Below are 25,958 nucleotides of genomic sequence, written 5' to 3'. Positions count from 1 at the left end.
GCCCCCATGAGAGAAATGCCGTTGGTTCAGACGCCCGCCAGTCAGCGTTGGCTGCGCCAGCAATGGTGGATGCTGGCATCGGCCGCGCTGGTGCTGGCCTACGTGTTCCAGCGCACCGAACTCGACCTCTGGCTCGAGGGCCGTTTCTACGATGTCGGTCGGACGGTCTTCCCGTTGCGCCAGCACTGGCTATTTGAAGCGGTGCTCCACAAGGGCGCGAAGTGGCTCACTTACGTCGCCGTAGCCGCGGCCATGGGTGTCTGCTGGCTGGGCTGGCGGGGGCGTCTGCCTTGGCTGCCGCGTCGCAATGCGTTGCTTGCCGGTGCGGGCATGGTGGTGATCCCGTTGAGCGTCACGCTCCTGAAGCTCATGACGGGACGCCACTGTCCCTGGGACATGGCTCAATTCGGCGGCAGCTTGCCCTATATGCGGTTGCTGGATCCGCTGCCGGCAGACGTCAAGCCGGGACAATGCTTTCCTGCCGGTCATGCGGCCACCGGCTTTCTCTGGGTCGTCTGGGGGATCGCATTGCGTCCTGCCGGCCGTCGCTGGGCGTGGGTTGGGCTGGCTGGCGGACTGCTGCTGGGCGGCACGCTTGGCGCGGCGCGCATGGCGCAGGGCGCGCACTTCCTGTCGCACACGCTCGCAACCCTCTGGGTGGCGTGGGCGGTCAGCTTGCTACTCGCGTGGGGGCTGCGGGCCGACGTGCGGCTAGGCAGCGCCGCGCCGCACCAGGGCCCGAAAGCTTGCTCGCGCCGTCGCCGACCACCGCCAGGACCGGACTCACAACTGTCTCGCGATGGCCTCGATCGGCTTTAAGCCACTGCCAAAGCGCGCAATGCTTTCGCGATGCTCGCGCAGGCTGGAATAGGGGACATAGCGGATATTGAGTGCCGAGACGCGGCTAAAAGCCGGGCGGCTCAATTGCGCGCGCACGTCGTCTTCGCGATCATCCGGCGCGACCAGGAACAGATGCTTGCGGGCGGACGGGTCGGAGCCGAGGGCCAGATCCAGCAAGCGCACGATACCGGAATAGATCGAGGTGGTATGTTCGACTTCAAAGGCGGCTTCGACCTCAAGGGTGGTGGCATTTAGCCAGACGGTGTCAATCCATGGAACGGTATCGCCTCCCGCCACCAGCAGCGCCGGCGGCAACGTTGAGAGACAGCCCTGGCTCAAGGGCTCGCCGTTGTACAGCCGACTTCGGTCGTTGGTGGCAATCCAAACGGCAAAGCCGAGCGACTTGCCGAGATCGCGCAGCCATCCCTGCACTTCGGTATGGGTGGCGTCTTCGGCCTGCCCCAGCTGAATCTGCCTGGCAAGCGCGGCAGCCTGCTCGCGCACCTTGGCCAGTTCCTGCTGCCAGACGGCCACATCGTGGGCCTGCGCTTGCCGCGGTGGCAGCGGATAGCGCTGCATGCCGATGTCAAACAGCAGGCCCGCGATCGCGCCAAGGTCATTGGAGAGCAAATCCCGATAACGCTGATTCAGGGCGAGCACCCCCTCGCGCATCGCCAGATAGTGATCCCATTTGCCAAGCTTGACCGACGAGCCTGTCAGGGCGTTATAGCCATTGACAATCGCGGTATTGAATGGCATCACCAGCGTGGGATGAATGAAATACAGCAGGTTGGCCGCCGCCGGCCCGAGACCCTTGATGCCGAGGCTGCTCAGCTGGCGAATCGCATCAAGGACTTCGGATTCGGTGTCACAGCAGTTGCAGGTATGGAGCAGTCTGGCAAAAGCACGCTGATTGTCGGCATGCTCATAGATATCTGGAATGCGCAGTTTTGGCTTCCACAGAAAGGCGTGATCCGCGCCTTTGAAAATCTGCCGTTGCTCTGCGATTGAAGACACCACGGTCTCGAGCGATGAGCCCCGATACGCGTTGCCGAATGTACCGGCCTGGATCTCGTCGACCACCGCGCCGATGCCACGCCGAATCGAGCGGAAATTCTTCAGCCGCTCCGGCCAAAGAAACCAGGTTTGATAGGCGCCGGCGGGATCGGTCTTCCAGCGCTCAATGAGGATGCGGATGGTGTCGGTCATGGTGTGCATTTTGCCGGGCAGTGTATCACCGTGAGGCCTTTTGACCTGGCGCATTGTTGACGCGAACCGGCTTGACCTTCCCATTATCGGAAGCTCTACCGTTATCACAAGAAAGCTGAGTGCGGCGATTGGCTGCCGGTCAGCTTCCCGTCATGGTAAGGAGTCTGTCATGAAAGCATGTCATGCCCAATCGACGCATCATGGCGCCAACGCCGGCCAAATCCGTCGGTTTCGCTGGTCGCTGCGTTGGGGGATCGTCCTTGCCGCCGTGGCGATCGTCATCGCCATCGCGCTCGGGATGCCGCGTTGGAGTGCGGTTGCTTCCTGGCTGCCATTTGCGCTAGTGTTATTGTGCCCGTTGATGCATCTATTCCATGGCGGCCACGGGCGCAGCGCGCCTTCAAAAGAAGGCGGCGACCCGGTGGACGGACAGCGCCACGACTAACAGGAGGCCTTCCATGAATGAACCCAGCAGCCAGCGCCACCCACCGAAAGCGGGGCACCCTGACAAGGCAACAAGCCCCGGTCCTGGCGCGCATGCTGACCAGCACCATTCCCATCGCCACGGTGCGCCGCACGACAGCCCAGTGTCGGGCGTCGGCACCGCCAAAGATCCGGTTTGTGGCATGGTGGTGTCGGCCGACTCGGCATTCCAGACCCAACACGCTGGCATTCCCTATTACTTTTGCAGTGCATCGTGTCAGCGCAAGTTCGAGGCGGACCCGGCCAAGCACGCCGCGGCTGCGGCAGCTCCTGCCGCGGCCCCTTCAGCCGCCCCGGATGCGGAATCGGGGCCGCCGGGCACGATCTACACCTGTCCGATGCACCCCGAGATCCGGCAGGATCATCCCGGCAACTGCCCGAAATGCGGCATGGCGCTGGAGCCGCTGTTGCCAGACCTGGACGAGACCGAGAATCCGGAGCTGGTGGATTTTCGGCACCGTTTTTGGTGGACGCTGCCGTTGACGGTGGTGACCACGGTGTTGGCCATGCTCGGCCATCGATTCGGGTGGATGCAGGCGGCGACGCAGAGCTGGGTCGAATTGGTCCTGTCGACGCCGGTGGTGCTTTGGGCGGGTTGGCCTTTTTTCGTGCGGTGCGCCCAGTCGTTCCTGCATCGCAGCCCCAATATGTGGACGCTGATCGGTCTGGGGACCGGTGCGGCCTATGCCTATAGCGTGGTGGCAACCGTGGCACCGGATGCGTTCCCTCAGACCTTTGCCGCCCACGGCCGCATCGGCGTGTACTTTGAGGCCGCGGCCGTCATCATCTCGTTGACGCTGCTCGGCCAGCTGCTTGAACTCAAGGCGCGATCGCAAACCTCCGCGGCGATCAAATCGTTGCTCGGGCTCGCGCCCAAGACGGCGCGCCGCATCGGGCGCGATGGCGCCGAGGAGGATGTGCCTCTCACTCATGTGCATGTCGGCGATTTATTGCGCGTCAGGCCCGGGGAAAAGGTGCCAGTCGACGGCATCGTGACCGAAGGCAGCAGTTCGGTGGACGAATCGATGATCACCGGTGAACCGATGCCGGTCACCAAGCGCGAAGGCGACCGCGTTATTGGCGCCACCATGAATACCTCAGGCAGCCTGATCATCCGGTCGGAGAAGGTTGGCGCACAAACGGTGCTCTCCCAGATCGTGCAGATGGTGGCGCAGGCGCAGCGCTCAAAGGCGCCGATGCAACGCATGGCCGATAAGGTCGCGGGCGTGTTCGTGCTCGGCGTCATCGGCGTCGCCGTGGTGACGTTCTTTGCCTGGGGCCTGTTCGGTCCACCGCCGAGTTGGGTGTTCGGTCTGATCAATGCAGTTGCGGTCTTGATTATCGCCTGTCCCTGTGCATTGGGGCTGGCCACGCCGATGTCGATCATGGTTGCCAGCGGCAAGGGCGCCACCAACGGCGTGCTGTTCCGCGATGCCGCCGCGATCGAGAACCTGCGCAAGGTCGACACCCTGATCGTCGACAAGACCGGTACGCTGACCGAGGGGCGGCCAGCCTTCGAGCGTGCAATTGGCGCCAATGGCTATGCCGACGACGAGGTCCTGCGGCTGGCGGCGAGCCTGGACCAGGGCAGCGAACATCCGCTGGCCGCGGCGCTGGTGGAGGCGGCCCGCATTCGTGGCTTGGCGCTGGAGAAGCCACAGGACTTTGAATCGAGCACGGGCATCGGTGTGCGCGGTACGGTCGGTGGGAAGACACTCGCCATTGGGAACACGGCGCTGATGCAAGCCGACGGCATCGACACCGAGGCGCTGCGCGCCCAAGCCGATACGCTGCGCGTACAAGGCGCGAGCGTTATGTATCTTGGCGTCGATGGCCGTCTGGCCGGGCTGCTGGCGGTGTCGGATCCCGTCAAAGGCTCAACGCCCGAAGCGCTGGCGGCCCTGAAGGCCGAGGGCATCCGCGTGGTCATGGCCACCGGCGACGGCGTGGCCACGGCAAAGGCGGTGGCCGCAAGGCTGGACATTGCGGAGTTCCACGGCGAAGTGAAGCCTGCGGACAAGCTTCAGCTGGTGAGCCAACTGCAGCAAAGCGGGGCGGTGGTCGCCATGGCCGGTGACGGCATCAATGATGCCCCGGCGCTGGCCAAGTCGGATGTGGGCATCGCCATGGGCACGGGCACCGATGTGGCGATGAACAGTGCTCAGGTGACGCTGGTCAAAGGCGACCTGCGTGGCATTGCGCGCGCACGCGAGCTATCCGAGGCAACCATTCGCAACATGAAACAAAACCTTGGCTTCGCGTTTATCTATAACGCGCTCGGGGTACCGTTAGCGGCAGGGGTGCTGTACCCGTTCACCGGTTTGCTGCTTTCGCCTATGATTGCCGCGTTGGCAATGAGCCTGAGCTCGGCCTCGGTGATCTCCAATGCGCTACGCCTGCGGCAGGCAGAGATTTAAGCTGGCGATGAGGCACTCGACCGGTGCTGACTTGTCTATTGACATGATGTTTTTCGGAGAATCCATGAAGTATTTCTTGGCCACTGCCGCATTGCTCGCGGCCGCCACCGGCGCGCAAGCGGCCTCGCCGACGCTAACGGTGTACAAGGATCCCAGTTGTGGCTGCTGTGCAGAATGGGTCAAACACGTGAACCAGGCCGGCATCCAGACCAAGGTCATTGATTCGTCCGACATGACGGCGGTCAAAGCCAGGCTCGGCGTCCCGACCCAGTTCGGCTCCTGCCATACCGCGGTGATCGATGGCAGCGCGCAGGTGGTGGAGGGGCACGTGCCGGCAGCAGCGGTGCGCAAGCTCGCTGCGAAGCCGACCTTGAAAGGGGTCGCAGTGCCCGGCATGCCGGCAAACTCGCCAGGCATGGGGCAGATGGACGGAAAGCTTGTGACAGTGGATTTTAGCGGCAAGCCATTCTCGAAAGACTAGGACTGCAGCGGGGCTGCGCGGGTAAGCGTTGCCAGAACTTCAGAACTGCCAGACAAAGGACATGGAAGAGTCAACTCAGTCGCGCTGGATCGTGGCCTGCGTGTTGGTGGTGGCCGCCGCGGCGGCCACCGGGGTCGCGCTCAAGGCGAAACGCTATCTGGAGCCACCCTCCGGTGGACCGCAGACGCTCAGGGAAGGGCGCCAACTGCGCATCGATGCCACGGATGCCGCGCAGCTCGGTCGCGGCAGGCAGCTGTACGCACAGGCCTGCGCGTCGTGCCATGGCGTCAAGCTCGAAGGCCAGCCTAACTGGCGCGAGCGGCTCGCAAATGGCCGGATGCCGGCGCCCCCGCATGATGCATCGGGTCATACCTGGCACCATGCGGACGCGGTGCTGTTTGCCATCACCAAGAACGGGCTCGTTGCCGGCGTGACCGCGCCGAGAGGCTATGTCAGTGACATGCCAGCCTTCGGCCAGTCGATGTCGGATGACGACATCATTGCCGTGCTCGCGTACATCAAGAGCACTTGGCCTGAGAAAATGGCAGTAGCGCAGCGCGAAGCGACCGCGCAGTATGCGAGCCCGAAGTAGCGACCCAAGCAAACACCGCAAGCAGGCGCTCCGGTCAGCGATGGCGCCTACGTCCGTTTCGAGCCTAGCCTGGGCTGCTGCAGTGACCCTGCACGAGCTGTCGCGGTGTGTACGCCACAGCTGACGAACATGTCGCGTTGAGCGGCCGGCTTGCTGGTATTCAGGCGCTTGGATCGCGCCTGGTAATTTCTGTCTCTTGCCTGCCTGCCCGCTCGCGCGTGGCACACAGCTGTATGCGAGCAGCGGTCGCGCGCCGTCGAAACGGCTCGAACACGCGTGCCGCTACGCCGATGACTCGTCGTGGGCGAAGATCGGCGAACGCTGCGCCGCACTAATCCCCTTACGTCGTCCAGAAGAGATACAAAAGCCCAAGCACGACCAGCGCCGCCCCAATGATCGAGTAGTAGCGCATGCCATGCAGGGGCTGGTCTGGATGGCCTCGCCGGTGAAAGACGAGTCTCATAGCCGTTATGGAAAGTCGAGCATTGCCATATGGTAGACCCAGCGCCGGTGATTTACCTTGACGTGTCTGCACGGCGGTCATTGAATGAATGCTGAAACGCGTCGCCACGAGAGCGGAACCATCCGCCGATTCACTTCTAGGGGTCCTGGAGACTACGATGCTGACACCACATGAAGTGGCCACCCTTATGCTGATCGACGACGCAGCCCCCAATCTCGCCGACCTCGATCACGCGTCGATCGAGGCATTGATTGAGCGGCAGCTGGTGCATCTGGAAAAATTGGCTTACGGCGATCGTCTGCACATCACGCCGCGGGGCAGTGACTTTTTGCATGCTCTCGCTAAATTGCATTAGGCTGGTCTGCAAACGCACTTGCGCACTGAAGGCTATGCGTTGCGCGTTGCGCAGTATGCCGCGATATGGCTAGACCCGGCGGTGCCCCTCGGGTCTGCAAGCGCCAAGTCAGCGGACCAAGGCGGACGTTCCACCGCCTACTGGTCCGGATGCGGCGTGGGGGAGGGCTGTCGAAGTGGTCGTCTGGCACAGCGTCCAGTAAGCAACCAATACGTCATGAGCTGCCCCGATAGAGCGGGCTTGGCGCGATGATGGCCGTGATGCCTTTGGCTTCCGGCAGATCCGGCAAAAGGAAGTTCAGCGCAACTGCCGATCGTCCACTACTTGTGGTCATAAAGGTCCAAGCCACCGTGCGGTTGGCGCCCCGGAAAGCAACGGTTTCTCCAGAGGTGACATTAACGTATCGCGCACCTGGCCGCAGCGTGATCGACCGAGTCGCCGTCTCGCCGGCAGCGACGGTACCATACAAATCGGCCCTAGCAGGTGGCAAAGGCGCACACGCCGACGCCATGCCGAAGGCAGAGAGTGCCAGTGCGATCCGTAAAGCCTGCGTGGTAGTCATAATGAGACTCCCTGTCGATGTGCGGCAAGGTCTAACGGACCCGCCTTTGCGACAACCCGACTTCCACCCGCGCCAAGGACGCACGCAGCTTGGTGCTGCGCTGATCTGTGGGCAACTGGCAAGGCTACCGGCACCCAAACGCGAGTTGCCGCACGATCTAGTCTAATCAGGGCATTCCAACGATAACGTTGCCCAAACGTTACATTCTGGACAGGTAACAATGTGGTCCACGTCATGCCCCACAAGTCAACGCTTCCAAGTGGGGAGGATCACGCGCAAGAAAACGGGTCCGCCACGGCGGCACCATGACCCAACCTACGCTGTCGAACCCTCAGCATCGGTGCGCCGTTTTGTTCGCCGCCGGACGCACCCGTCGTCGCGCTTTTTACTTGACGGCCACCTTGCCGACCATGCCGGCTTCGAAATGGCCCGGCACCAGACAAGCGAAGTCGACGGTCCCAGGACCGTCGAACTGCCACACCAGTGTGCCTTGTTTGCCAGGTGCGAGCATAATCTGGTTCGGGATAGAGTGCTTAGCATCAGGCATGCTGCGCATCATCTGCGCGTGCTCTTTCAACTCAGCGGCGGTACCGATCACCATTTCGTGCTCCACTTTGCCGACATTCCGCACGACAAAACGCACGGTTTCACCGCGCTTGACCTGAATCGAGTCGGGCGCGAACCGCATCGTGTCGCTCATGGTCACGTTAACCGTGCGTGAGACCTTGGCCGGCTTGCCCGGCTGACCGGCAGCGGACTTACTGGCGCTAGCTGGGCTCGCATGCCCCTCCATGCTGCCGGCAGCCCACACCAGCATTGGCGACAGCCCCAACACCAGCAGCAACGACTTGAGCGTCTTCATGGCATCTCCTTGGCGGTTGTTTGAGAGCAAAACAAGCGCAGCCTAGCTGCGCGGTTCGTGAAACGTGGCTACATGCCCGCGGGGGATAGGATGCCGAGCGAGGCGACAAGAGCCAGAATGAGCGTTGCCGCACTGGTCTCGAACATCAGGCTGCGCCGCAAGGTACGAACGGCGACGGCATAGTCGCTCGTCCGTACGGCATGCTCCAGGCGCGGGCTCAGATGAAAACGGTTAGCCGCGGCAAGGGCGAGCATGGTACCGAACAGCGCCAGCTTGGACGCCAGCAGTCCACCGTATGAGTTCAGCGACAGTTCTGGCAAGACCGGACCGACAATCAACCAATAGTTCACTGCGCCGGTAATGACCAAGGTTACGACAACGATCGTACCCACCTGAGCGAAGCCGTTCGAGGTGCGGCTCAGTAGGGCAACCTTGGCAGGTGTGGCAGAGGGATGCGACAACAACACGAACGCGAGCAGAGCGCCGACCCATGCGCCGGCGGCCATTAGATGCGCGATATCCGAGGCAAGGTGAATGTAGCGTCGAATGCCATCATCCATGGCGCCATGGCCGCCCCAGGCAAGCGTGGACAGCGCGACGCCGCCCGCTGCAGCCAGAACCCAGAATTGAAGTTCTGGCCGTTTGCGGACAAACAACGCGACCAGCACGCAGAGGACCAGGGCAACGAGTCGCACGACCCAGGCCGCGCCAAACGCGGTGCCTGTCACAATCATTTCGAAGACATGGCCTTGCAGTTCGGCGTAGGATGCGGCACCGGTCATGCCCTTGGCCATGATGGTGATATTGGCCAGCGACAGGACGATGCCCAGGGCCGCGACCGCCGCGCCAAGCGTCAAAAAGCGCGCACCCGTTGGCGACGCCATTTCCTCACGGCGCAGTGCGTACAAGCCAAACAGCGGCAGACCAAACAGTGCAGTCAGGTCGAAATAGAGTGCGAAACGCACTGCAACAGTTGCCCAGTCCATCGGCGGATCACTTCACGGTGAACGCGATGTTGCCATTAATCGGGTGCGTGTCGGACGACACTGCACGCCAATCGACGCGGTAGCTGCCAGGCGCCAGCGTCTGGGCCGGGGTGATCACCATGGTCTTGGGGTCGTCGCTGCCGGCAACCTTGGCGGCAATTTTCATCGGCGCATGGTTGGCCATGCCGGGCATGCTGGTCATGACGAGGCTGGCCCCGGAGAATTGGGTCGCGAGGTTCTCTGAAAACTTCAGCTCGATCTTCTGCGGCGCCGCCACCTCGGCCTTGTCGGCGGGCATGGACGATACCAGCTTTGGATGGGCGAAGGCTGCAGTACTAGCCAGCACAGCGGCGGCTGCCAGAGCGGCACGAATGGTGAAGCGGGGCGCTTGCATGGTGAACTCCAAATATGAGTGTGGATTGAAATACGTGGTTAGAACCACATGCGAACACCCGCTACAAAACGGGTTTCGCCACTTCGGCCGCCGGCGGTGCGAACCATGTCGGCGGTATTGCCAAAGGTTTGGTACCGTTCAATGCCGATATAGGGAGCGAACTGACGGCTGAACTCATAGCGCAGGCGCAGACCCACGGCACCGCTGGAAAGCCCGCTGCCCACGCCGACCTCGGGATCGTTCTTGCCATAAAGATTGGCCTCGATTCGGGGTTGCAGGATCAGGCGCTGGGTAATTAGCAATTCATACTCGGCTGACAGGCGCAGCGCAGTGCGACCTTCGGTGCCGATATAGCCAGTAGCGTCGACCTCGAACCAGTATGGCGCCAGGCCCTGGATACCGAAGGCCAGCCAGTTTCGGGTTGGCCGGCCATAGCCGGCATCGTTGCGGATACCCAGCTGCGTGTCCCAATAGGTGGCAATGGCATGACCCCACAGCAATTCGGTCCGCGCCTCGTGGATCTTGCGCCTCTCGGATTCGCCTTCGGCCTTGATCACGAGGCGGTTAAAGCTGCTGCCAATCCACGCTTGCGCCTCATAGGCAGCGGCATTGCTCTCATTTCCCTTGACCCATTCCAGCCGGTCAACGAGTACCGAGGCAAATAGGTGTTCGTCTGCCATGTGCAGCGAACGGTGCGGACCAATGGCGTATTGACCCACGCCGAGCTGATAGCCCCCTGAGTAACCGTGCGGGTCGCGCGCATCCGCGGGCGCGCTCCCCCCTTGCATCTGCATGTCGCCATGATCCATGCCTTGCATCGAACCCGTGCCTTGCATCTGGCTGTGGTCCATGCCCTGCATCGAACCCATGCCCTGCATCTGGCTGTGGTCCATGCCCTGCATCGAACCCATGCCCTGCATCTGGCTGTGGTCCATGCCCTGCATCGAACCCATGCCCTGCATCTGGCTGTGGTCCATGCCCTGCATCGAGTCCATGCCCTGCATCTGGCTGTGGTCCATGCCCTGCATCGAGTCCATGCCTTGCATCTGGCTGTGGTCCATGCCCTGCATCGAGTCCATGCCTTGCATCTGGCTGTGGTCCATGCCCTGCATCGAGTCCATGCCTTGCATCTGGCTGTGGTCCATGCCCTGCATCGAGTCCATGCCTTGCATCTGGCCGTCGGTGGCAGCGGTGCCGCCAACCTTGCCCGAAGACTTTGCTTTCGGAATGGACTTCGCCTTTTCCGCGACGGCGGGCGACGAAGTTTGCGTTGGAACCGCTTCGGTGTGGGCGTGCTGGGCCCAAGCTGCGCTCATGCCAGCGGAAGCAAGCACGGCGGCAAGTACTGTTCTTGTTGGTTTTTCCATGTGCATATCGGTTAGGGTCAGGCCACCACCACTTCGCGGAACATCCCGGCGTCCATGTGCAACATCAGGTGGCAATGCCAGGCCCACCGGCCCAAGGCGTCGGCGGTGACGAGGAAGCTGATGCGTTGCGCCGGTTGCACCGCGATCGTGTGTCGACGCGCGAGGAAGGCGCCATCCGGCGATTCGAGTTCGCTCCACATGCCATGCATGTGCATTGGGTGCGTCATCATGGTGTCGTTGTGCAAAATGACGCGCAGCCGCTCGCCATACTTAAAGTGCACCGGCGTCGAATTTCCGAACTCCACCCCGTCGATGGACCACGAGTAACGCTCCATATTACCGGTCAAGTGCAGTTCCACTTCGCGCCCGGGACCGCGTTTGTCCAACGGACCGCCAATGGTGTGCTGATCGGCCAGTGTCAGGACGCGGCGCCCGGTGTCGCGCAAACCGATGCCCGGGTCGTCCAAGTTGGTGCGCGCCATGTCAACGCGCATATCGGTGGTGGCGCCATACTCGGTCTTGGCGTGGCGCGCCTTGGTGCTGGGCACCTTCAGCGACGCATCGGTCGCCATGCCCCCCGACATGCTACCCATGGCATGCTGGCTGTGATCCATGGCCATAGCGCCATGGTTCATGCCTTGCATGCCCATCGAGCCGTGGTCCATGCCTTGCATGGCCATGCCGCCATGGCTCATTCCGCCCATGGCGCTGTGATCCATGCCGCCCATGCCTCCCATACTGCCCATCATGTCGGCCATGGTGAGCCACTGCGGCTTATCCACGGCGGGCACCGGTGCCGCCAGCCCGGCTCGAGTTGCCAGGGTGCCGCGGGCATAGCCGGTGCGATCCATCGACTGCGAGAAAATGGTATAGGCCTCGTCGCGCGGCTCGACCAGCACGTCACAGGTCTCGCCCGGGCCGAAGCGGAACTCATCGACGGTTACCGGTTCGATGTTCTGTCCATCGACTTGGATGACCTTAAGCTTGAGGCCGGGAATGCGCACATCGTAGAACGTGTTGCCTGCGCCGTTGATAAACCGCAGACGAACCTTCTCGCCCGGCTTAAACACGCCGGTCCAGTTGCCGGCCGGTGTGACGCCGTTCATCAAGTAAGTCAGCGTGGCGCCCGAGAGATCCGCCAGATCGGTCGGGCTCATCCGCATCTCGTTCCACATCTTGCGCTTAGCGAGCGCGCTCTTCATCCCTTCACTGGAGACGTCGCGGAAAAAATCGATAACCGTCGGCTGGTTATAGTTGTAGTAGTCGCTCTGAACCTTCAGTTTCGAGAGCACGCGCATCGGATCTTCGTCGGTCCAATCCGAGAGCAGCACGGTATAATCGCGATCGGCTCGCACGCCATCCACGCCGGTGGCTGGATCGATGACAATGCCGCCATACACGCCGGTCATCTCCTGGAAGCCCGAATGCGAGTGATACCAATAGCTACCAATCTGGTCGACCTTGAAGCGGTAGGTGAAGGTCTCGCCCGGCGCAATGCCCGCAAAGCTGATCCCCGGCACGCCGTCCATCTCGAACGGCAGAATGATCCCGTGCCAATGAATCGACGTGTGCTCGCGCAACCGGTTCGTGACCCGAATCGTCACCGTTTCGCCTTGACGCCAGCGCAGCGTCGGCCCCGGCAACATGCCATTGATGGTGGTCGCGACGCGTGGCGTCCCGGTGAAGTTGACCACCGACTCGCCGATCACGAGGTCGAAGTCGGTCCCGCGCAGCACTGGTGCTGTGCCGGATAAGACATCTGCCGGTCGGCCTGACGGCTGAGCCCAGGCCGCACCGCCCAAGCCAGACAGCCCCGCCATCACGCCACCGGCGGCCAGACCCTGTACAAAACGGCGGCGCGGCAGATTAGGCAGCACAAGGCCAGACGGTCGATCACGTCGCATGAAATAGTCCTTTTTGCTTGAATGGCCGCGTCGGAAGGCGGCAGCAAGAGAGTAACGACAGCGAGGCTACCGTCAACTTACCCAAACATTACATTCCGGTAAGGTCTGGGTTACCCACAGAGCGTCTCGGTAGACTACCCCGTATTAGAGCCGGTCCAACAGGCGGGCACATAATCCGAAAGACGAGGGGGAGGGCACGAAGATGAAGCTGCTGGTGGTAGAAGATGAATCCAAGACCGGCGAGTACCTGCGCCAGGGGCTGACCGAGGCAGGATTCGTGGTCGACTTGGTCGCCAACGGGCTGGACGGACAGCACTTGGCGCTTAACGAAGCGTACGACCTGATTATCCTCGACGTCATGCTACCCGATCTCGATGGCTGGCGTATTTTGCAGACGATCCGCGCCGCGGACAACCCGGTTCCGGTGTTATTTCTGACCGCCCGCGACAGCGTGGCCGATCGGGTCAGGGGGTTGGAGTTGGGCGCTGACGACTATCTGGTCAAGCCATTCGCGTTCTCGGAACTACTGGCGCGCGTACGTACGCTATTGCGGCGCGGTACTGTACAGCTAGCGATGGACCGCATTCAGGTGGGCGATCTGGTGCTGGATTTGGGCAGGCGCCGGGCGTCGCGGGCCGGGCGCCGCATCACGCTGACCAGCAAGGAGTTTGCGCTGCTGGAGTTGCTCGCTCGCCGGCGCGGCGAGGTGCTGCCACGCTCGTTGATTGCCTCCCAGGTCTGGGACATGAACTTTGACAGCGATAGCAACGTGATCGATGTGGCCATTCGCCGCTTGCGGGCGAAGATCGACGATGACTTTGATATTAAGCTGATTCAGACCGTGCGCGGCATGGGCTACGTGCTGGAAGCGCCGGAGGAGCAGGCATGACGCATCGCCTGTCCCTGACGATGCGTCTGACCATCCTGTTTTCGCTCTGCTCTGCCGTGGTGCTGCTGGGCTTGGGCGTTCTCATCTGGCTGGCGATGGACCGCCACTTCGCCACCGAGGATTATGTGGTGCTCGGCGACAATATTCGCCTGATCGAAAAGATCGCGCAGGAAACGCCGGCCGAGCGCTTGCCCCAGCGGCTTCGGGAAATGGTCGATCACCATCCTGGCTTCGTCGCGCAGGTGCAGACCGCACAAGGCCACAAGCTGTATGCGACCAAGGACTTCGATTTTGCGATTGCTTTCGAGGCGATTCCGCGCGAATTGGCGCGTGACAATACCTTCGTCTGGCAGCAAGGCGAGCAGGAGTATCGCGGCATGCGCGCGCAGGTTGGTGCGGCTGACCCGCGCATTGCACCTTTGCGCGTCGTGGTCGGCATGGACACGGAAATCCACGCGCACTTCATGCATGCATTTCGTCGTTCGCTGGCCTTCTATACCACATTGGCGGTGCTCGCCAGCGGTCTCTTTGGTTGGTGGGCGGCGCGACGCGGGCTCGCACCCCTGCGCATGATGGTCTCACGCGCCAAGGGCGTCACCGCGAACAAACTGGATGCGCGCATGCCGGTCGAAGCCGTGCCGGTCGAGATGGCAGATCTGGCGATCACGTTAAACGCGATGCTGGAGCGACTGCAGGATGATTTTCGGCGGCTCTCGGAATTCTCCTCCGATTTGGCGCATGAGCTGCGCACGCCCATCACCAACCTGATGACGCAGACGCATGTCGTGCTATCGCAGCCGCGAGATGCCGCCAAATATCGAGAGGTCCTGGCCTCGAATGCCGAGGAATTGCAGCGGCTTGGGCGCATGGTGTCCGATATGCTGTACTTGGCCAAGATGGAGCACGGCATCACACTGCCGAATGAGGAAGCGATCAACGTGGCTGATGAAGTACAGGCGCTGTTCGAATTCTACGACGCGCTGGCAGAGGACAAGGGCGTCAATCTACGGCTTGATGGGCAGGCGAAAATTACCGGCGACCGTCTGATGTTACGCCGAGCGCTCAGCAATCTGCTCTCGAACGCTCTACGCTATACGCCGTCCGGCAAAGAGATCCGGGTCGAGACGCGCGAGCAGGGCGGCAGCACGTCGATCGTAGTCGAGAATGAGGGCGAGGAAATCAGTCCCGAGTTGCTGCCATCGCTATTCGACCGCTTTTTCCGTGCCGACAAATCAAGGACCCGTGCGGAGTCCGAAAGCGTGGGACTGGGTCTCTCCATCACGCAAGCCATCATGTTTGCGCACGGGGGCCAGATTTCGGCGGAATCGTCGGAAGGCACTACGCGCTTCATTTTGACGTTTCCCCGCCAGCGAAACGCCGCCCGGAGCTAGACGGTTGGCCTCCAGCGCGTCGCCGCATAAAAATAGCCACGGCGTTGCGGCGCCGTGGCTAGTGGTCCTTCGGTAAAAGGACCGTTCAACCTATTGATCCGGCATTGTATCTAGAATCTCATGCGGCATCACGAAGCGGTTTGGGCTCGAAACTCGCTTTTGGTCCGCTCGGGCTGTCGTTGACACCTTCACAGGTACATGGACGTCGCCTTGACCAGTTGCAGCTTGGTGCGCGCCGGCGCCAGCGTTGTGACGGCCGGCTTGAGGTCGGCGAAGGCCCTCTCGTCCGGGGTTGAGTTCGGGTCTGTAGCTTGGCCGGTAGAAGACTTCGATTTCGTGCTTGTGCTCGGCCAACCACGCCTTTACGGGCTTGCTGTGATGCACGCGCAGATTGTCCAGGATCAGGTAGACCTTGCGCTTAATACCCTTGACCAGCCGTTTCACGAACTTGATCAGGATGTCGGAATTGAGCGCGCCGTCGAATATCTTCCAGCGCATCGTTCCCTGGTTGGTAACGCTGGAGATGACCGACAAGCCATGGCACTCGTTGTTCGCCCGTACCACCGCCGCCTGGCCTTGCGCAGCATGGCCGCGCATGCGTACGTCGTTGCTGCGCAAGCCGGTCTCATCGCCCCAATGGATCTCGGCGCCTTCTGCCTTGGCGCTCGCTAAAATGACCGGATACTCCTCATCGAGCCACTTCTTCACTGCCGCTGGCGGCTCGTAGGCCTTCTGGATCGGCCTCTGCGGCGTGAAGCCCCAGCGTTCGTGGTAAAGACCTAGGGTGCGTGCAGCGAGTTCGATGCCGTAGCGATCGCGGATCAGTTTTGCCACCGCCTGGCGCTGCCACAGCGGGTACCCCATCTTCATCTGATCGGGCGTACGGTCGCGAATCAGGCGCAGCACTTCACTCTCCTGCTCGGCCGTCAGCGTGCGTCCAATGCCGCGGGGTCGTCCCGGCCGCGTAGTGTCCACCGCCTTCCAGCCGCCCGCTTCATACGCCTTGAATGCCGCACTCACCGTCGCGCGCGTCAGCTCGCACTGCGCCGCCGCCTCGTTCACGCTCACGCCTTGAAGCCGCATTCTCACCGCTCGCCGTCGCCGCTCGTTCAACGCGTCGACCGACAGCGTCCTCGAGTCGATTTTGTCATGCATCATCTGACTAACCCTCTCGAGAACGTCCCCTATTTGTGTGCCGGATCAACAGGTATTCAGGCGGCTTTGCTTAAAACTTATGGCGTAGACCCAGCACGACACCGGTCTGGTTGTCGCCCGGCACGACATTGACCGGCGCGCCACTGCTGGCGTTAAAGCCGTTCAAGCCCAACTGTGAGCCACCTTTGTTACGGACATAGCCGACATTGAAGTACATGTCGGTGCGTTTGGAAAACGCGTAATCGGTCGAGGCCACGAACATCAGCGGATCGGCGCCGGAACCCCGCACATCGGTATAGTACGCTGCGCCGGTGAGCGACAGCGCCGAGGTCAGCTGATAACGCAGGCCTGCCCAATACAAGTTGGAGCGCATTGCGCTTACCGCGCTCGAGATATTTCCGTTGAGCCAACGATATCCGGCATACAGCTTTGCTGGTCCGATCCCATAGCTGATCCCCACTAACGCGCGCCGGTCCTTTTGCCCCTGCGATGCAACGGTTGACCCCTGGTACTCGTCGTACAGGGCGCCCAGGGAAAGCGGTCCAGTCGAATACACCAGACCCGCACTCATCTCCCGGTCCACCTTCAGCTCGCCGGGGACTTCGCCGCCGCCAGTGCGGCCGAAGCTGTACAGTGCCATGGCGGTCACGCCGCCAAACGTGCCCTTGTACTTGACGGAATTGTCCGCGCGACCGGCAATGGTATCGTCGCTCTTGAAAAGCGAGTATCGCGGCGCGAAACCCATCGGATCAAACTGAATGGCGGTGTCGTATAGCACCGTGGTCTGGCGACCAAGGGTCAGCTGACCATATGGGCTGGACAGCCCGACCAGTGCGCCCCGGTCAAATAACCGGCCGGCGCTACTCGACTGCGCGGTATCAAGGGCGAAGCCGCTCTCCAGTTCGAACACCGCTTTGAGGCCACCGCCGAGATCTTCCGTACCCCGCAAGCCCCAACGCGAGGTCGACATATTGCCGGCCGACATGCGCACCTGGTTGGTGCCGCCGCTCGACGATGGCACATTCGATAAATATTCGATGCCGACATCGGCGACGCCGTATAGCGTGACACTCGTCTGCGCATAAGCCCCCAATGACAGCGACCCCAGCAGCATGCCAGCGGCGGTCATCTTTCTTCTTTTCATAGCGTCTCCAGTTCGCCACGTTATTGGTATTCGATAGGCACTGAAGTCTAGTGAGACCAAGCTTACTGCGACATTGCAAGCCGGTTACATTGTTGGGGCGGATGCAACTTGTGCAGCGCGCAGCGGTCGCCCATTCCCACGGAGTTAGCAGGCATGCGCTCGCGCTGGGCTAATGGGAAGTAGACGACAGGAGAGTGCGCGATGGCGGGATGATGTCTTGTCATGTTCTCGTAATCTCTGTGACAGACCGGCCGCCCTAGAATCAATCGCGTTGCCGCCTTGGGTCAACAGGAGCGCCCCGTTCTTTCCAGGTGCCAGGTGGCATGCCGCGTCATGATGCTGGCCGTCAGATCCCACGAAGACAGCCTGCGTCCAGTTCTTTTTTAGGGAGACTTCGATTGAATCTGATCCGAACCGGCTTATCGGCGTTGCTTGTTAGTCTTAGCGCTTCTGCGTTGGCGCACGCCCCCATTTTGGATCTTGATCGGGGTCCTGCCGCTTTCGTGCCCGGTGGCCTGGCCGAGCCGCGCCCTACGGAGTGGCTGATCGACGTCGGGGCGCGGGTCAACGCGACCTGGCGCCGAACACTTGGTGCGGGGGAGGGGTGTGTGCTGGTTTTGGACAATCCCCGCAACGAGCCAGCCGAGGTCACCGTAGTGATTTCCCAGGATGACGCCGGACACGCGATGCCCGGAACGCGCCCGGTATCGCTGCGCATCCCTGCTCATGGTCGCCATGCCCTGACACTGCAGGCCTCTCGGTCGCTTAGCGTGTCCGTGTACGCTGAGAAATAATGCAGCGCTCGCTCATCGCTCGGGCCGCGTGGGTGACGCTGAGCATGGCAAGCGGCCCGGACGGGCTCCGAGCAAGGGCACTGCACGGCGCCCGCTTGCTCAGAGCCCGTGTCAGGTCGCCCGCTTAGCCGCCTTCGCGGTGACCTTTGATGAGGGCGTCGTCCAGACGGAACACCTCATTGCCCTTCATCAGGATCTTGCTACCGTCTTTGGTCTCCATGACCTTGCCTTCTGGCATGCTGACGGACTTGCCGTACTTGTTCTCCATGCCCATCTTGCCGTCTTTGAAAACGTGGACTTTTGATCCGTCTTTGAGCTCATAGGTTTTCACGACCGTGCTCAAATCGGTCGCGGCGGCAGTAAGCGATACCGCGGCAATCAGGCTTGCAACGACAAGTTTGCTTTTCATCTTCGAGATCTCCTTTGGCTCGGTGGCACAGGTTGAGACTGCGTTGGCACACGCGGAAAGCGCGTACCGAAAAAGGGGGAACGTCTAGACTATTGCGGTGGCGCCGGTCGGGGCTGGCCGCAGTCACGGTTTTGTCGCTTCGCCTCTCGCGACGGCTTAGATTTGGCAGTATTCGATGGCGCCGCGGCGCCGTTGCCGTGCTTGAATAAGCGGTGCCGGGGGTTCACGGCAAGCGCATACTGCGGGGTTTCCTTGTCCCGCTGCGCTGTACAGTCCAGCGACCTGCTTTCCCATTCATGGTCCACGGCAGGCCACATCGCGGGCGCGGCAGGAGCCGGCACGCCACCGCACTGCAGCCACCAGTTACTGCTGAGCTCTTGCCTGGGCTCCCAGCCGATTTGAATGGCGCCAATCGCACCGGGCGCGATGCCCATTGCCGCGCCACCGAGCAGGACCAGCAGCTTTCCGACTTTCATGGGTCCTTTCCTGAGTTGGCCGGCGACGTGTGCCACGCGCGCCAGCATGGCACGCGGAGAGGACGCAGACTAATGCCCCATCAAACGGGGCCCCCCTATGGCTGCTTGCACGTGCGTCATAATGACCATTCTATTTTCCCGCGCGCGGCCTTCGCAGGCGTGATACGAAATGTAATCGCACAGTAAGTTGGCGGTTAACCAGCAGCGGGCTTGAACCTGGCCGGCGTCTCAAATGGGTTCAGAACCAGATTCGCACGCCGGCAACGATTTGCTTGTCGGTGGTCCGCTCTCCGGCAGCACGCGCAAAATCCGCGGTATTGCCCAGCTTCTTGCCCCACACCACGCCTAGGTAGGGGGCGAACTGGCGACGGATCTCGTATCGCAGTCGCAAGCCAAGCTTGAACTCGGACACGCCGCTGCCAATGCCTCGCGCCTCATCTGCCTTGCTATAGGCGTTCGCCTCGAACTCCGGCGTCAACAGCAGACGTTGGGTGAAGCGAATATCGTAGGTAGCCCGCACTCGGGCGGCAGCGCGTCCCGACGACCCCAGATAAGCCGTGGCTTCGATATCAAACCAATAAGGCGCCAGGCCTTGCACGCCAAAGGCGCCCCAGGTCCGCGGCGGCCCATTGCCGAAATCCTGGCGCACGCCCAGTTGCCAATCCCAGAACGGCGCAAAGGCGTGTCCCCACAGTGCCTCAGCTCTGGCATCCTCTGTGTTGCCATACAGACGCGTGCCTTCCGACTTGACCCATAACCGGTTCAGATCCCGTCCTACCCAGGCGAGCATGTCCCAGGCCAGTCCAGAGCCGCCGGGTGCCTTGACGTACTCGAGGCGATCGAATAGCACCTGATAGTAGATATCGTTATCGGCCATCGTATCCCCAGGCATGGGAATGCCTCGGTTCGGATCTGCCATCGGCACCGGGGCCTCATTCACCTGGATGATCGCATTCGCGCCGCCGGGCACTGAGGCAGATTCTGTCGGACTGACTGCGGGATGGCTTGGCGCTGGCTTCCCGGCTGGAGCTGCGGTCTTTGGTGGCATCGGGGCATCGTGCGCCATGCCTGGCATCGGCGTATCGTGTGTCATACTTGGCATCGGCGCCATCGTCTGCGCCGCCACGCTGTGGCACTGCACGCTGGCCAAGAGAGCCAGGCTTGCGAGAAGGATGAGACGGTGGTTGGGCACGTCAATCTCCCTGGCGTTGGCGAGGTTCAACCCGCTCATGCGACCACGACCTTGCGGAACATGCCGGCTTCCATGTGGTAAAGCAAGTGACAATGAAAGGCCCATTGTCCCGGCGCATCGGCCGTCACCAGGAAGCTGACTTGTTTGGACGGCTGGACGTTGATCGTGTGCTTTCTGACCAGCGCCTGGCCTTCGTGATTTTCCAGCTCGCTGAACATCCCGTGCAGGTGCATCGGGTGGTTCATCATGGTGTCGTTGATCAGCGTGATGCGCAGGCGCTCCCCGTAGTAGAGCCGGATCGGTTCGGCTTGGGAAAACTTCTTGCCGTCGAGGCCCCAGATGAAACGGCGCATATTGCCGGTCAAGTGCAGTTCCAACTCCCGGCTGGGCGGGCGCTTGTCGATCACCGGGCCGAGCGTTTTAAGGTCCGCGTAGGTCAACACTCGCCTGCCGTTGTTGCGCAGTCTTGGCCCCGGATCCGACAGCGAGCGGGAAGGGTTCATCGAGCGCATGTCGACCTGTGGCCCCATGCCAGGCATATTGCCCATCTTGCCCATGTCATGCCCCATCTCGCCACCGGTTTTCTGCATCCCCGGCTTCGCGTCGGACTTGCCGTGGTCCATGCCGGCCATTCCGGCATGGGCGTCCTTCGCTGGCCCGGACATGGTCGACATGTCATGCCCCCCCATGCCCCCCATGGCGCCCATGCCCGCCTCCGGCGTCATTGGTTGCATCGTGGGTGCGCCACCCATGGACTCCATCCCCATGCGATCCATGGCCATGGATGGTTTCTGATCCATCTTCATGGCCCCCATTTCCATGCTGCCCATATCCATGTCCGCCATGTCGCCCATGCCCATATCGGCCATGGTGAGCCAGGTCTTCGGATCGAGCTTGGGCACGTCGGCTTCCATCCCGACTTCCGGTGCAAGTGTCGCCCTGGCGTAGCCGCTGCGATCGATCGACTGAGCAAAGATGGTGTGCGCCTTATCGTCCGGCATCTGCACCACTACGTCGTAAGTCTCGGCGACGGCAATGCGGATTTCATCCACCGGTACCGGTTCGACATCCTGCCCATCAGCCGATACCACCGTCATCTTCACGCCGGGAATTCGGACGTCAAAGTTGCTGGTCGCCGAGCCGTTGATAAAGCGCAACCGCACGCGCTCCCCGGCTTTAGCGATCGCTGTCCAATTTTTATCTGCGGGCGTGCCGTTGATCAGGTAGGTAAAAGTGGCTCCCGAAACATCGGCCAAATCGGTCGGATTCATTCGCATCTGGTTCCACATCGCGCGCTTAGCCAAGGCCTCGGACAGCCCCATTTCGGACACATCTCGGGCAAAGTCGCCCACCGTCGGCATCTGAAAGTTATAGACGTCGCTCATCTTCTTGAGCTTCGCGAACACCATTTCCGGGTTTTCATCCGTCCATTCGCTGAGCATCACGACATAGTCGCGATCGACCTTGATCGGGTCTGGATGCATTGGCTCGATGACCAGCGGTCCGTACAAGCCGGTCTGCTCCTGAAAACGGGTATGCGCGTGGTACCAATAGGTGCCGGCTTGCCGCACTTGAAAGCGATACACGAACGTCTCGCCCGGCCCGATGCCGGGAAAGGAGATACCGGGCACGCCGTCCATCTGAAACGGCAGCAAGATGCCGTGCCAGTGAATCGATGTTTGGGTATCGAGCAAGTTGGTCACGCGCAGCGTGACCTCGGTGCCTTGCTTCCAATGCAGAATCGGCGCGGGGATGGAGCCGTTCACACTGGTGGTAGGCCGGATACGGCCGGTAAACGACATGGGCGTCGCGCCAATGGCCAGGTCAAACGTGGTCCCTGTCAGCACGACCGGATAGCCTTGGCTCTTCAAGGCCCAAACGGCGCGTGGATACGCGCCCAGGCTCGCCAAGCCGCCTCCGGCGATCAGACTTCCCAGCAGTCGGCGGCGGCTCAGTGAGACGGGGCGAAGCATGGCATCGCTAGGGCGTTCGAACACGTTGTCTCCTCGCGCAATGGTGAAACGTCCACTTAGCATAGTGCGCGCCACGTCGAAGCAAAAGCTCCTTTAGCGTCATCAGCCTGGCCAAAACATGTGCTGTCACCGGTTTCGTCATCGTCGCGTAATGCTCCTGTAAGGCAGTCGCTCCCATGCTGTCGTCTGCTTCCTGTGGCGCGCGAATTGCTCTCAATTTGGCGGCGTCTCGCAACGCTGGTCGAATTTCTTTAGGAGCTTTGCCATGCCACATGAAAACTATCTATCTTGTATTGAAGCCTGTCACGCCTGCACAGTCGCCTGTCATCACTGTGCTGCGTCTTGTCTGCGTGAGCCAGAGGTTGAGGCCATGAAACGCTGCATCGCACTCGACCTGGACTGTGCCGAAACATGTGCCTATGCCGCGGCGATGATGGCGCGCGACAGCCAGTACGCGCGCGCGATATGCGCGCTGTGCGCGAAGGTCTGTGAAGAGTGTGGGACGGAGTGCGCCAAGCACGAAGCGCAGCATTGCCAAGAGTGCGCACGTGCCTGTCAGGAGTGCGCGCAGGTCTGTCGCGCCATGGCGTAGATCCAGGTAGCCCAACGACTCGATCTTGGACGGCAACGCGCGGCTCGGGTGGTGAAGCCATGGCACGCCGCGAACTTGAGCCGTGTAACGGCAGGCATAGCGCGTTGTAGTTCTTTCCCGCGCTAGCGCCAGATGTAAGCCAGGATCCCGACCTCGGCAACGCGTGTTGCCAGCGTGGCGAGGGTCAAGGAGACGGAGTGTTCACCAACCCCAGGTATCCGCCCATTGCCGACTATGCCGTCATTGGCAACACGCATAGCGTGGCGTTGGTGAGCACGTCGGGATCCATCGACTGGTGCTGTATGCCGCACTTTGACGCCGGCGCCGTATTTTGCAGATTGCTCGATGCTAACCGAGGAGGCTACTTTCAAATCCGGCCGACGGGTCGTGCGATCAGTTCGCGCTATTACCGGGTCCCAGGGGGCGTACTGGAAACCATGTTTGAAGCCAGCGGCGGGATCCTTCGCCTGACCGACTTCATGCATAGCGAGCGTCTCGCACGCAGTCGGCTGGACCATGACTCACCCGAGTGCCATCGGCTGTTGCGGCGCATTGAGGCGACCGTTGGCGAGGTGAGGGTGGAACTAGTGTTCAGTCCGAGCTTTGACTATGCGCGCAAGCCCCACCAATGGGAAGTCGGTTCGCATGGCGTGACCGCTGTATGCGAACACCAACGTCTCAGCCTGGTATGTTCGCCGCCGCTGCCGCTGGCGACCGAAGCGCACCGCGCCAAAGGCGTGGCCATCGTGCGGCCCGGCGCGCCGCTGTGGGCGATTGCGTCCTTCCAACAAGACGGGCCGGACCGGCCTGTGCACGACCCCCAGGCGGTCCTTGATGAGACCCTACGACATTGGGGCGAGTGGCAGCAGCAATGCACCTATCGCGGTCCCTTCGAACGAGAAGTGCGCACCAGCGCCTGTGTTCTCAAGTTGCTGACGTTTGGCCCGACCGGAGCACTGGTGGCGGCGCCAACCACCTCGCTGCCGGAGTGGATCGGTAGCAGCCGCAATTGGGACTATCGGTTTTGTTGGCTGCGCGACTCGGCCATGGTGCTGCGCGCGTTGATGGCGCTGGGCCATCACGAGGCCGCAATGGACTTCTTTCGTTGGATCGAGCGATTTTGCGATCTCAAACGACTGCAGATCATGTACCGGATCGATGGCAGCCCGAACCTGCCTGAGCAGGAGCTTCGCCATCTTGACGGGTACCGTGCGTCCCGTCCGGTGCGTATCGGCAATGCGGCGGCGGAACAGGTGCAACTGGATGTCTATGGGCATGTCCTCGACGCGGCCTGGGTGTGCCAACAGGGCATGCCAATGACACTGTCCGCCCCAATGCGGCGCGTGCTCGCCCGGCTAGCCGACGCCGCCGCGGCGCGCTGGCGTGAGCCGGACCAAGGATTCTGGGAAACGCGCGGGGTGCCCCAGCATTTCGTATCATCCAAGCTGATGTGCTGGGTCGCGTTGGACCGTGCCATTGCGCTGGCACAGGCTGGGCAACTCGACGGAAACGTTGCTGTCTGGAAGCTCGAACGGGACGCGCTGCGTCGCGTCATCGAGGGGCAGGGGTTTCACCACGGGACTGGCGCGTTCACGCAAAGTTTCGGATCGCCAGCTTTGGATGCGAGCGCGCTACTGATCCCGCTGACCGGCTTTCTCCCCCCAACTGACGCGCGCGTGAAAGCAACCGTGGCCCGCATTCAGCGGGATCTCACCAAGGATTCGCTGGTCTATCGGTACCGCATCCACGATGGCGTGCCAGGAGAAGAGGCGACCCTCGCCATCTGCAGCTTCTGGCTGGTACAAGTCCTGGCCCGACAAGGCCGGGCCAAGGAGGCGATCAAACTCTTTCGGCACATCTGCTCGTTTGCCAGCGATCTCGGCTTATTCGCGGAAGAGATCGACCCGGATAGCAAGGCGCTGCTGGGCAACTATCCGCAAGGCTATACCCATCTGGCACTGATCCAGGCTGCGCTGGACATTCAGCAAGCGCAGCAACGCGGGGAGGCCTGAATGCATCCGCCCAACGTTGTTGTCGTCACCGGTGGCACCGCAGGCGTGGGGCTCGCTGCCGTGCGGGCCTTTGCGCAGCGCGGGGACTGGATCGCAATCCTGGCAAGAGAGCCGGATCGCCTGGCCCGGGTCTGTAGCGAATTGCGCGACCTGGGGATCCTGGCGCTGGGCATCCCCGTCGATGTCGCCGATGCCCAGCAGGTGGAGGCAGCAGCGTCGCGCATTGAGCTCGAACTGGGACTGATCACGATTTGGGTGAACAATGTCTCGACGACCGTGTTTGCGCCGGTCGCCGAAACAACGGCGGCCGAGTATCGCCGCGTCACGGAAGTGGTCTATCTGGGCGCGGTGCATGGCACGTTGGCCGCGCTGAAACGCATGTCGGCGCGCAATCATGGCTGTATTGTGCAGACCGGCTCGGCGCTGGCCTATCGGTCCATCCCGCTACAGTCAGCATACTGTGGGGCGAAGGCGGCGATCCGTGGCTTTACCGATTCCCTGCGTTCGGAACTCGTTCACGATCATTCGTCGGTGAGACTGACGATGGTGCATTTATCGGCGTTCAATACGCCGCAATTCGATTGGTGCCGCAGCAAGTTGCCACGCCGTGCCCAACCAGTGCCGCCAATATTCCAGCCGGAAATCGCCGGCGAGGCCATTGTCTGGGCAGCCACGCACGGCCCTCGCGAGGTATGGGTGGGCTGGCCAGCCGCCAAAACCATTCTGTCCAGTCGATTTTTCCCAGGCCTGGGTGATCGTGTGGCGGCCAGACAGGCCTATGAGGCACAGCAGACCCAGGAACCCGCCCACCCCGATCGGCCCGATAACCTGTTTGTACCGGTCGTGGGCTTGTTTGCAGCACATGGCCGCTTTGACAATCAAGCGAAGTCAACCAGTGCGCAGTGGTGGATCTGCGTGCATCGCTGGCAAGTGTCCGCAGCGATCGGTGTGGCCGCCGTGGCTGGCCTGCTCGGTCTCTTCATGATAGTCAGATAACACCCCGGCAAGGAGTCGGC

Annotated in this window: 23 protein-coding genes and 1 pseudogene; 11 read left to right on the top strand and 13 right to left on the bottom strand. The window is 61.8% G+C overall.

Translation table 11 applies throughout. The annotated features are described in order from the left end of the window. The first annotated feature begins 6 nt into the window (after positions 1 to 6). Positions 7 to 819, top strand: a complete 813-nt coding sequence (locus FOB47_RS24320; RefSeq protein WP_082371458.1) for a phosphatase PAP2 family protein — start codon at positions 7 to 9, stop codon at positions 817 to 819. Here FOB47_RS24320 and FOB47_RS24315 read toward each other — a convergent pair. After that, positions 784 to 2,049, bottom strand: a complete 1,266-nt coding sequence (locus FOB47_RS24315; protein ID WP_151023062.1) for a type II restriction endonuclease — start codon at positions 2,047 to 2,049, stop codon at positions 784 to 786. The two genes, FOB47_RS24320 and FOB47_RS24315, sit on opposite strands and share 36 nt — an antisense overlap. A 169-nt stretch (positions 2,050 to 2,218) precedes the next feature. On the opposite strand from FOB47_RS24315, the gene FOB47_RS24310 reads away from it, so the two are divergent. The 5 genes from FOB47_RS24310 (at position 2,219) to FOB47_RS24290 (ending at position 6,840) form a co-directional block, all read left to right on the top strand. Then, entirely contained in the window at positions 2,219 to 2,494 is a 276-nt protein-coding gene (locus FOB47_RS24310; protein ID WP_115737203.1) for a DUF2933 domain-containing protein, read from the top strand. A gap of 181 nt (positions 2,495 to 2,675) precedes the next feature. Next, positions 2,676 to 4,949, top strand: a complete 2,274-nt coding sequence (locus FOB47_RS24305) for a heavy metal translocating P-type ATPase (RefSeq protein ID WP_244258754.1) — start codon at positions 2,676 to 2,678, stop codon at positions 4,947 to 4,949. A 64-nt stretch (positions 4,950 to 5,013) separates the two neighbouring features. After that, positions 5,014 to 5,430 carry a DUF411 domain-containing protein gene (locus FOB47_RS24300; protein WP_053823085.1) on the top strand — a complete coding sequence of 139 codons (417 nt, stop codon included), beginning with the start codon at positions 5,014 to 5,016 and terminating at the stop codon, positions 5,428 to 5,430. A gap of 61 nt (positions 5,431 to 5,491) precedes the next feature. Next, positions 5,492 to 6,022: a c-type cytochrome gene (locus tag FOB47_RS24295; protein ID WP_053821772.1), complete on the top strand. Its 531-nt coding sequence runs from the start codon at positions 5,492 to 5,494 to the stop codon at positions 6,020 to 6,022. Positions 6,023 to 6,642: 620 nt separating this feature from the next. Then, positions 6,643 to 6,840, top strand: a complete 198-nt coding sequence (locus FOB47_RS24290) for a hypothetical protein (protein ID WP_082371627.1) — start codon at positions 6,643 to 6,645, stop codon at positions 6,838 to 6,840. Positions 6,841 to 7,054: 214 nt separating this feature from the next. Here FOB47_RS24290 and FOB47_RS24285 read toward each other — a convergent pair whose 3' ends face one another. From FOB47_RS24285 to FOB47_RS24260, 6 genes are all read right to left on the bottom strand, one after another. Further along, positions 7,055 to 7,402, bottom strand: coding sequence for a CzcE family metal-binding protein (locus FOB47_RS24285; protein WP_174782258.1), 348 nt, complete (start codon positions 7,400 to 7,402; stop codon positions 7,055 to 7,057). Positions 7,403 to 7,787: 385 nt separating this feature from the next. Continuing rightward, positions 7,788 to 8,264, bottom strand: coding sequence for a cupredoxin domain-containing protein (locus FOB47_RS24280; protein ID WP_053821774.1), 477 nt, complete (start codon positions 8,262 to 8,264; stop codon positions 7,788 to 7,790). Positions 8,265 to 8,332: 68 nt separating this feature from the next. Beyond that, positions 8,333 to 9,250, bottom strand: a complete 918-nt coding sequence (gene copD / locus FOB47_RS24275; protein ID WP_174782257.1) for a copper homeostasis membrane protein CopD — start codon at positions 9,248 to 9,250, stop codon at positions 8,333 to 8,335. A 7-nt stretch (positions 9,251 to 9,257) separates the two neighbouring features. Beyond that, entirely contained in the window at positions 9,258 to 9,644 is a 387-nt protein-coding gene (gene copC / locus FOB47_RS24270) for a copper homeostasis periplasmic binding protein CopC (protein WP_053823086.1), read from the bottom strand. 38 nt (positions 9,645 to 9,682) lie between these two features. Then, positions 9,683 to 11,011, bottom strand: coding sequence for a copper resistance protein B (locus FOB47_RS24265; protein WP_455550984.1), 1,329 nt, complete (start codon positions 11,009 to 11,011; stop codon positions 9,683 to 9,685). 17 nt (positions 11,012 to 11,028) lie between these two features. Continuing rightward, on the bottom strand, positions 11,029 to 12,915 hold the full coding sequence (locus FOB47_RS24260; protein ID WP_053821776.1) for a copper resistance system multicopper oxidase: 1,887 nt from the start codon (positions 12,913 to 12,915) through the stop codon (positions 11,029 to 11,031). 202 nt (positions 12,916 to 13,117) lie between these two features. Here FOB47_RS24260 and FOB47_RS24255 point away from each other — a divergent pair, with 202 nt between their 5' ends. Both FOB47_RS24255 and FOB47_RS24250 read left to right on the top strand, forming a co-directional pair. Continuing rightward, the gene (locus FOB47_RS24255; protein ID WP_053821777.1) at positions 13,118 to 13,804 is read left to right on the top strand and encodes a heavy metal response regulator transcription factor; all 687 of its coding nucleotides are present in this window, start codon (positions 13,118 to 13,120) and stop codon (positions 13,802 to 13,804) included. After that, entirely contained in the window at positions 13,801 to 15,195 is a 1,395-nt protein-coding gene (locus FOB47_RS24250) for a heavy metal sensor histidine kinase (protein ID WP_151023058.1), read from the top strand. Before FOB47_RS24255 ends, FOB47_RS24250 begins: the two co-directional genes overlap by 4 nt. Positions 15,196 to 15,313: 118 nt before the next feature. Here the strand turns inward: FOB47_RS24250 and FOB47_RS24245 are convergent. The 6 genes and pseudogenes from FOB47_RS24245 to FOB47_RS24220 all read right to left on the bottom strand — a co-directional run bounded on the left by FOB47_RS24245 (position 15,314) and on the right by FOB47_RS24220 (position 22,338). Continuing rightward, positions 15,314 to 16,350, bottom strand: a pseudogene (locus FOB47_RS24245) (IS630 family transposase). 70 nt (positions 16,351 to 16,420) lie between these two features. After that, the gene (locus tag FOB47_RS24240) at positions 16,421 to 17,494 is read right to left on the bottom strand and encodes a porin (protein WP_053821779.1); all 1,074 of its coding nucleotides are present in this window, start codon (positions 17,492 to 17,494) and stop codon (positions 16,421 to 16,423) included. A gap of 918 nt (positions 17,495 to 18,412) precedes the next feature. After that, positions 18,413 to 18,697 (bottom strand): periplasmic Cu(I)/Cu(II)-binding protein CopK, encoded by a 285-nt coding sequence (gene copK, locus FOB47_RS24235; protein ID WP_053821780.1) that lies wholly within the window; start codon positions 18,695 to 18,697, stop codon positions 18,413 to 18,415. Positions 18,698 to 18,786: 89 nt separating this feature from the next. Further along, positions 18,787 to 19,173 carry a hypothetical protein gene (locus tag FOB47_RS24230; protein WP_116322066.1) on the bottom strand — a complete coding sequence of 129 codons (387 nt, stop codon included), beginning with the start codon at positions 19,171 to 19,173 and terminating at the stop codon, positions 18,787 to 18,789. Positions 19,174 to 19,411: 238 nt separating this feature from the next. After that, positions 19,412 to 20,404 carry a copper resistance protein B gene (locus FOB47_RS24225; protein ID WP_223819835.1) on the bottom strand — a complete coding sequence of 331 codons (993 nt, stop codon included), beginning with the start codon at positions 20,402 to 20,404 and terminating at the stop codon, positions 19,412 to 19,414. Further along, on the bottom strand, positions 20,401 to 22,338 hold the full coding sequence (locus FOB47_RS24220) for a copper resistance system multicopper oxidase (protein WP_053821781.1): 1,938 nt from the start codon (positions 22,336 to 22,338) through the stop codon (positions 20,401 to 20,403). The genes FOB47_RS24225 and FOB47_RS24220 overlap by 4 nt, the downstream gene beginning before the upstream one ends. Before the next feature lie 265 nt (positions 22,339 to 22,603). On the opposite strand from FOB47_RS24220, the gene FOB47_RS24215 reads away from it, so the two are divergent. The 3 genes from FOB47_RS24215 to FOB47_RS24205 all read left to right on the top strand — a co-directional run bounded on the left by FOB47_RS24215 (position 22,604) and on the right by FOB47_RS24205 (position 25,938). After that, positions 22,604 to 22,930 carry a four-helix bundle copper-binding protein gene (locus FOB47_RS24215; protein ID WP_062799392.1) on the top strand — a complete coding sequence of 109 codons (327 nt, stop codon included), beginning with the start codon at positions 22,604 to 22,606 and terminating at the stop codon, positions 22,928 to 22,930. Positions 22,931 to 23,127: 197 nt separating this feature from the next. Then, the gene (locus tag FOB47_RS24210) at positions 23,128 to 24,942 is read left to right on the top strand and encodes a glycoside hydrolase family 15 protein (protein ID WP_053821782.1); all 1,815 of its coding nucleotides are present in this window, start codon (positions 23,128 to 23,130) and stop codon (positions 24,940 to 24,942) included. Further along, positions 24,943 to 25,938, top strand: a complete 996-nt coding sequence (locus tag FOB47_RS24205; protein ID WP_062799390.1) for an SDR family oxidoreductase — start codon at positions 24,943 to 24,945, stop codon at positions 25,936 to 25,938. Positions 25,939 to 25,958 lie beyond the last annotated feature (20 nt).

The sequence above is a fragment of the Cupriavidus gilardii genome, from assembly GCF_013347325.1.
Classification (GTDB): Bacteria; Pseudomonadota; Gammaproteobacteria; order Burkholderiales; family Burkholderiaceae; genus Cupriavidus; species Cupriavidus gilardii.
This window is presented reverse-complemented; position numbering and strand designations above follow the sequence as displayed.